At 51.5% G+C, this 4,417-nt stretch carries 4 protein-coding genes; all 4 read right to left on the bottom strand.

The genetic code is table 11. From position 1 onward, the window contains the following. Positions 1-2,215: hypothetical protein (locus ACESLU_RS12145; protein ID WP_372638916.1), on the bottom strand; the 2,215-nt coding region annotated here is incomplete at its 3' end. Positions 2,216-2,308: 93 nt separating this feature from the next. Then, positions 2,309-3,406, bottom strand: coding sequence for a 3-dehydroquinate synthase (gene aroB, locus ACESLU_RS12140; RefSeq protein ID WP_372638915.1), 1,098 nt, complete (start codon positions 3,404-3,406; stop codon positions 2,309-2,311). Beyond that, on the bottom strand, positions 3,390-3,956 hold the full coding sequence (locus tag ACESLU_RS12135) for a shikimate kinase (protein WP_372638914.1): 567 nt from the start codon (positions 3,954-3,956) through the stop codon (positions 3,390-3,392). Before ACESLU_RS12135 ends, aroB begins: the two co-directional genes overlap by 17 nt. A 173-nt stretch (positions 3,957-4,129) precedes the next feature. After that, the coding region (locus ACESLU_RS12130) for an NFACT RNA binding domain-containing protein (protein ID WP_372638913.1) at positions 4,130-4,417 on the bottom strand (288 nt) is incomplete at its 5' end.

Genomic DNA, 4,417 nt, shown 5'->3' with positions numbered 1-4,417 from the left:
CCACCGAATCCATATCTGTCAAGTTGGAGTGAAGCGTCCCGACATCCGCTTTAAAATCGATGGATGAAGAGGCCCTCAGCGGGCGGTCACTGCGGAAGTTGGCCGTCAGCTGGGACTGTCCGTCCCGAAGACTCCAATGCTCAAACTGCAGCGTATCAGCTTGTATATCGGTAGAGAGCAGTAAGCGGTTTTGATCGGCATTGACGTTAAAGCTGATACGGGAATCGGTGTATAACGACGGAAAATACGGAAAATATGTTTTTATAAGCTCTAAATCCTTGGTGGTTATACTGCCGTCCAGTACAATATTCTGTGACGGTGGCTGCACTTGGGGCAACAGGGCGGCCGTACTGTCCTGTTTAATTTCTGCCCGGTATCGATCGCTCAGGTAGGTCGACCAGAAACCGGCCTGCCGCATAATCTCACGGGGATACAAATGACCACGCACATTCATATCCAGCAGTGAACTTGTCACTCTGAACGAGCGACGTTGGTTGTCCAGGGTATTGATATCCGCATATAACTGGTGAGCCCGCACTGTATCGCCGTTAATAACAGACGGGGCAACGTCAAAACTGGCCTGGCCTTCGGTATTATTCAGATCAAGGTCTTCCCCCTCCACATTGTAGTCAAAATTTAGCCTGGTATCGGCCATCAGGGTATCGCCCGTCAACTCTGCCAGATTGATATTCTCGGCTTTACCCTTCATGGTAAACGGAGGACGCTCACGGCTGAAGTCCACCTCCCCGGAGCCCGACATCCGCTGCTCACCCTTCTGATAGTTATACTGGTGGTTCCAGCGGCCATTGGAAAGCGACGAGGTTAACTGAAGCAAGTCAAACTCCTGTTGATTTAACCTGCTTTCGTTAAAAGTAACCTCAAAATCCGACACAGCCTGATCGAACGTCACGCCAAAGCCCGTAAGGCGGGCATCAAAATTAAGCGAAGTCGTATCCAGCGTAGCGGGCGCCAGCCAGCTCACATCCATATTTCGGGCGGCCATGGTCCCCTGGTACTGATGGGGCTCCCTCAGCTGACTCCCGCCCTGCAGGTCCAGCAATCCAAACGGAGAGCTAAGGGCCAAGTCGACGTTGATCGAATCCAGGCTGCCATCGGCACGTCCATTCATGGTGAGGTCTTCGAGGGCCTGATATGCCGGGGTTTGCAGGGTATCCAGCAGCGACCGGATATCCTGCCCGCGCAGGTTGACACTGTCGATACTCACCTGGTAAGCAAAAGCATCGGGATCCCGGAGGTTTTGAAACAACCCGCTTAACTGAAAAAGGCTTTCTCCCTTGCCTACGGATACTTCATCCACCCTCAACGAATCGGTGGAACCCTCGGTATACAACTGGAAGGAAAGCGGCCCTTCCACATTCGGTACAGCGGGAATGATATTCCGAAATTCGCGGGGATACAAAGCCGTGGATACCATGTTAAGGTCGTAAAGGGCGCCCGAAAGCTGGTTCAGAAAGTCAGGGGAGCCCAGGTCCGCCCCATCCACTTCGCCATTGAGAATCAGCTCTGAGTTGCCCAGATGGAAGTAGAACGAATTAAATTCCAAAAAACGCTGATCGCTATAGATCTGTCCCGTCATCGTAAATTGTCGAAGGTCGGGGAGGTCGGTTTCCGCCGATATCGCCTCGATATCAAGATAACGCTGGTTTCCGGTCCACTCCAGGAAAAAATTAGCATTAAAATCCGATATCGTAACCGAAGACGGCAGGCGAACCGTTTGGGTAGCATCCGTAACATTTTCCAGGTGAATCCTCCCGCCCGTAACAGCCACCCTCGGGGCCAGTATTTCCACATTCACATTGCTGAACCACGGTTCACCGGCGCGATCTGTGGTATCCGGGGCCGACGGGGTTTGTTCCAAAAAAACGACGGAACCGTCCGCTCCCCTGCGCAGCCATAATTCAGGTTCATTGACCACAAAGCCTGTTATGCTCACCTTGTTGCGCATGAGCTCCCAGATATCGATTTCATTTTCTATGCTTTCGATACTCGCTATAGTGTCCGCCGCCGCCGAATCCCGGGAAACCATGGTAACATCCCTTAACTGAACGCGGAAGGGCAGAAATCCCCCTATATCTCCCACCGAAAGGTCCGCCTTGTACGCGCGCTCCACCCGGTCTTCAACGCGGTCAAGCAGGTAATTCTGAACGATGTCGAGCTGGAGCAATCCTATAACACTGCCTGCTGCAATAAGCAAAACAAACAGGATGGTAAGGACAATCCCCCAAAGATATTTCCAGCTTTTATGTAACCAGCGAAGAATCAAAAATCACTCAAACCTAATGGTTGTTTACGTAAACTGTGCCAGTGCATACTGCCAGGATTCTTCCAGTTTTGAAAGATCTGTGCAAGGTTGAATATAAGGCGAACCCCACTCTTTCAATAACACTAATTGTATGGTGTTGTCTTTTACTTTTTTATCTGTCCTCATCGCTTCAATAAGCGCACCGATATCGGCGGGCAGCGATTGAATCTGACGCTTGTATAACGGCAAGAAGGGACTAAAACGTATATCGTCTACCGAATGGCCCAGCTGCCGGGAAAAATGAGTAGCTGCGATCATGCCCGCAAAAACAGCTTCTCCATGTGCCAGGTTTCCATAGCCCGCCACCTTTTCCAAAGCGTGTCCGAATGTATGGCCAAAATTGAGAAAAGCCCGGTTTCCGGCTTCCAGGACATCTTCTTCCACAATATCGGTTTTGATGCGGACGCTCTCACTGATCACGTTGGCCCATCGTTCATCCGGTTCGGGGATACTTTTTATGAGTCCGGTCAGCTCATCGAACAGCTCCGGTTTTCTGATGGCAGCATATTTTATGACTTCCGCCATGCCCGTAATCCACTCTTCTTGTTCGAGCGTACGTAGAAATGCCATATCCGCAAAGACCGCTTCCGGCTGATAAAATGCGCCGACCAGGTTCTTGCCGGTAGGATGATTCAGTCCCGTCTTTCCGCCGATGGAACTGTCAACCATGGCGAGCAGGGTGGTAGGCATGTGAATTAATGGAATGCCCCGCAGCGTCGATGCCGCCACAAAGCCGGCCAGGTCGCCGGTCACGCCTCCGCCCACAGCAAGGAGCGGCGTACCGCGCTCTACACCCTCTTCCAGTATCCTGTCTACCATCAGCTGCCATTGCGAGAGCGATTTCGACCTCTCGCCCCGGGGAACCTCCAGCCACAGGATCTCCCGGAAGTAGTCGTCGCATATCTCCTGAATTTTGGTATGGTGCAGCTGGTCCACCTTCTCGTCTATGATGACAATAATTTTCTCCGGGTGATAGTGCTGCGAACAAAAAGAGGGCAACGCTTCCCGGACATCCTGTCCGACGCGGACCCGGTAGCGGTCTTCAAATGAAATATCTACTTCTATATTATGGTGATGCGACATGATTGCGAATTTTATTAATCAGTGTTTTAACTTGTTTATCGGCGGACTCCCCGGCTTTGATCTTCAGGGTGATCATCGCCTGCTCGTATAAGGGCAGTCGATCTTGATACAGAACCTTCAGCTCTTTTTCGAGGGTATCCCGATCCTTGGGCTCCCCCCCGTCATCCAGCAGCAGGGGGCGGTTGGCATCGTGCGAGATGCGGTCTATGATCACCGGTATGGGTGCTTCAATGAATATAAGCAAGCCGTTGCCCTTCAGATGATCCAGCAGATGCTGATTTTGCAAACTGCCGCCCCCCAGGGCCACCACGCCTTCGAACTGCTGGGCTACTTCCAGGAGAGCGCTCCGCTCAATGGCCCGAAACCTGCCTTCCCCGGATGTCTCAAAAATATCGGGGATCGGTTTTCCCGCCTTTTCTACGATACGATCGTCCAAGTCCAAAAAGGGGCGGCCCAGCTCTTCGGCCAGTTTTTGGCCGATGGTTGTCTTGCCGGCGCCCATAAATCCACATAAAAAAATGACTTCAGATATTTCTACATCTATATCCATATCCATAATTCGGTTAATGTTAACGTGAGTTCGATATACATATATATAACAAAGTGCTACATAGAAAAATGCTCCTGCTGTGATAAGCATCTCTTGGTTGCATTATTTCAGTGTAGACGCTTATAACTGCCATGCTGTTCCGTTTAAATCATTATTTCGAACCCGGGTTTCTGTTAATGATTACCGGGATTGACCGGGGGTACCATTTCCACCTCTTCGCGCTCCAGCACAACTGAGCCCGGAGGACTCCCTTTCGGTTTTCGAACATATTTGCGCTTGGTGTACATAACCGGGGCCGTTTTCATGCCCCGGGCCTTGGAATAAAAAGCGGCATAGCCGGCGGCCTGCAGGATCACCCGTTTGGGCGGGTAGTCCTTTTGATTGCCCATGCGGATTACCACGTGCGAGCCGCCCACCCCGCGGGCATGCAGCCAGATATCCTCTTTGTGAGCCAAACTGGT

The organism is Fodinibius sp. (genome assembly GCF_041642155.1).
Taxonomy (GTDB): domain Bacteria; phylum Bacteroidota; class Rhodothermia; order Balneolales; family Balneolaceae; genus Fodinibius.
This window is presented reverse-complemented; position numbering and strand designations above follow the sequence as displayed.

Bases quoted from the DNA above. Each gene is read 5' to 3' on its own strand.
- aroB (WP_372638915.1), bottom strand. From the start codon at position 3,406: ATGTCGCATCACCATAATATAGAAGTAGATATTTCATTTGAAGACCGC.
- ACESLU_RS12135 (WP_372638914.1), bottom strand. From the start codon at position 3,956: ATGGATATAGATGTAGAAATATCTGAAGTCATTTTTTTATGTGGATTT.